A 2,863-nucleotide genomic window follows, 5' to 3' on the forward strand; every position below is an offset into this window, starting at 1 on the left:
CCGTGGCGGCCGTTCGTTCGAGCGTCGTGACGGCGACCGTGGTGGCTTCCGCCGCGATGACAACCGTGGTGGTTTCAACCGCGACGACCGTGGCGGCCGTTCGTTCGAGCGTCGTGACGACAACCGTGGTGGTTTCAACCGCGACGACCGCGGTGGCCGTTCCTTCGACCGCCGTGACGAGCGTGGCGGCCACCGGGGCAGCGACCGCCCCTTCAACCGTGACCGTCAGGGCGACCGTCCCGCCGGCGGCGGCTTCCGCTCCGGCCACGACCGCCCGACCGGCCGCCGCGACGACCACCGCGCCACGGGTGCCGGTTCGTTCCGCCGCGACGAGAAGCCGCGCTGGAAGCGCAACGGCTGACACGGTCTGACGTGAAACGTCGAGGGCCCGTACGACTTCGGTCGTACGGGCCCTTCGCGTCGCCCGGGCCCTCCGCGGCGCCGGGAGCAACCCGCTGACCTGCCGACGGAGCCACGGGAAGGGGCCGTGCGCGGTGCCCGGCGCCCGGAACGGTCGTAGGTCGAGAGTGGGCGACGGGGCCGTATGGACTCTTTCCGGCCACCGCGGTCCCTTTCCGGCGCATGTCATGCGCGCGCCGAGGGAATCGCTGGGGGCATGACAGATGACGCCAGAGTGACTGGGCTGTCGGACGAAGAGCGGCTCGCCCAGCTCGGCTACACGCAGGTTCTCGCCCGCCGCATGTCGGCGTTCTCCAACTACGCGGTCTCCTTCACGATCATCTCGGTCCTGTCGGGCTGCCTGACGCTCTATCAGTTCGGCATGAACACGGGCGGTCCCGCCGTCATCACCTGGGGCTGGGTCGTGGTCGGGCTGATGACGCTGTTCGTCGGGCTCGCGATGGCCGAGATCTGTTCGGCCTATCCGACCTCGGCCGGGCTGTACTTCTGGGCGCACCGGCTCGCCCCGGAACGCAGCGCGGCGGCCTGGGCGTGGTTCACGGGCTGGTTCAACGTCCTCGGCCAGGTCGCGGTGACCGCCGGCATCGACTTCGGCGCCGCGCTGTTCCTCGGCGCCTACCTGAACCTCCAGTTCGACTTCGGGGTGACGCCGGGCCGCACGATCCTCCTGTTCAGCGCGATCCTGATCCTGCACGGTCTCCTCAACACCTTCGGGGTGCGGATCGTCGCCCTCCTCAACAGCATCAGCGTGTGGTGGCACGTCGTCGGCGTCGCCGTCATCGTCGGCGCGCTGACCTTCGCGCCGGACCACCACCAGTCGGCCGATTTCGTGTTCACGGAGTTCGTCAACAACACGGGCTGGGGCAGCGGGGTCTACGTGGTCCTGATCGGACTCCTCATGGCCCAGTACACGTTCACCGGGTACGACGCCTCCGCCCACATGACGGAGGAGACCCACGACGCCTCCACGGCCGGGCCGAAGGGCATCGTGCGCTCCATCTGGACCTCGTGGATCGCCGGTTTCGTCCTGCTCCTCGGCTTCACCTTCGCCATCCAGTCCTACGACAAGGAGCTGGGCTCGGCGACGGGCGCGCCCCCGGCACAGATCCTGCTGGACGCGCTCGGCGCGACGGCCGGGAAGCTCCTGCTGCTCGTAGTGATCGGCGCCCAGCTGTTCTGCGGCATGGCGTCCGTGACCGCCAACAGCCGCATGATCTACGCCTTTTCGCGTGACGGCGCGCTGCCGTTCTCCTCGGTGTGGCACACGGTGCACCCGCGCACGCGGACCCCCGTGGCGGCCGTCTGGCTGGCCGCTCTGGGCGCCCTCGTGCTCGGTCTGCCGTATCTCATCAACTACGCGGCCTACGCGGCCGTGACGTCGATCGCGGTGATCGGTCTGTACGTCGCGTACGTCATCCCGACCCTGCTGCGGGTGCGCAAGGGCGACGCCTTCGAGCGCGGGCCCTGGCACCTGGGCCGCTGGTCCCGCCCCGTGGGAGTGGTCGCGGTCGTCTGGGTGGCCGTCATCACGGTCCTGTTCATGCTGCCCCAGGTCTCCCCCGTCACCTGGGAGACGTTCAACTACGCCCCGGTCGCCGTCCTCGTCGTCCTCGGTTTCGCCGCGGCCTGGTGGCTGGCCTCGGCCCGGCACTGGTTCCTCAACCCGGAGCACCAGCGCACGATCGCCCGGGAAGCCGCCCGCAAGGGTGCACCCGAACCGGTCGATCCCTGACCTTGCGGGCCTTCGGTACGGCCGGGTCCCCGATACCCGATCGGAGTCCCGGCCGTGTCCCGCTATGCTCGGGGATGCATCGGCGCGCTCCGGTGCGCCGTTCCGGTGTTTCCGGTGCGGGGACCCTTAGCTCAATTGGCAGAGCAGTGGACTTTTAATCCATTGGTTGTGGGTTCGAGTCCCACAGGGTCTACGGAAAGGCCCCCGGTTCAGAGGCGATCTGAACCGGGGGCCTGTTTCGTTCCGGGGGCCGCGGGGCCCTCGTGCCGTCCCGCCCGTGACGGGGCCCGGGGCGGTGCCGCCGCGTCAGCCCGCCGAGAGGCCCGTGAGTCCCGCGCGCTCCGTGAGTTCCGGCAGCGGCAGGGTGTGCTGGGTCTGGAGGACCTTGGCGCGCAGGTAGCGGACGTTGTGGGCGGTGGTGAAGACGCCCGTCGGCACGCGGCGGGAGACCGTGACGCCGAGTTCGCGGAGTTGTTCGGCCTTGTCCGGGTTGTTGGAGAGCAGGTCCAGGGAGCCGATGCCGAGGGCCTGGAGCATCTGGGCGGCCGCCGTGTAGTCGCGGCCGTCCTCGGGCAGGCCGAGGGCCGCGTTGGCGGCGTAGGTGTCCAGGCCCTGGTCCTGGAGGGCGTACGCGTCGAGCTTGTTGTAGAGGCCGATGCCGCGGCCCTCCTGGCGCAGGTACAGCAGGACGCCGCCGCGGTCCGCGATCTG

2 protein-coding genes, 1 tRNA gene and 1 pseudogene are annotated in these 2,863 nt (G+C 70.1%); 3 read left to right on the forward strand and 1 reads right to left on the reverse strand.

Annotation, left to right across the window (positions count from 1 at the left end; all coding sequences use genetic code 11):
* The 3 genes and pseudogenes from CW362_RS45820 to CW362_RS42620 all read left to right on the forward strand — a co-directional run.
* Positions 1-361, forward strand: a pseudogene (locus tag CW362_RS45820) (DEAD/DEAH box helicase); the annotation flags it as partial.
* A 255-nt stretch (positions 362-616) separates the two neighbouring features.
* Positions 617-2,152 carry an amino acid permease gene (locus tag CW362_RS42615; RefSeq protein ID WP_103554935.1) on the forward strand — a complete coding sequence of 512 codons (1,536 nt, stop codon included), beginning with the start codon at positions 617-619 and terminating at the stop codon, positions 2,150-2,152.
* Between the two features lie 120 nt (positions 2,153-2,272).
* Positions 2,273-2,345, forward strand: a tRNA-Lys gene (locus tag CW362_RS42620).
* 113 nt (positions 2,346-2,458) lie between these two features.
* On the opposite strand, the gene ribA is transcribed toward CW362_RS42620, so the two are convergent.
* Positions 2,459-2,863 (reverse strand): GTP cyclohydrolase II RibA (ribA, locus tag CW362_RS42625; RefSeq protein WP_162684447.1); only part of this gene is annotated, 405 nt, incomplete at its 5' end.

It is taken from the genome of Streptomyces populi (genome assembly GCF_002911015.1).
Taxonomy (GTDB): Bacteria; Actinomycetota; Actinomycetes; order Streptomycetales; family Streptomycetaceae; genus Streptomyces; species Streptomyces populi.

What these genes read in the sequence shown, in the direction of transcription:
- CW362_RS42615 (WP_103554935.1), top strand. Translation starts at nt 617, where the DNA reads ATGACAGATGACGCCAGAGTGACTGGGCTGTCGGACGAAGAGCGGCTC.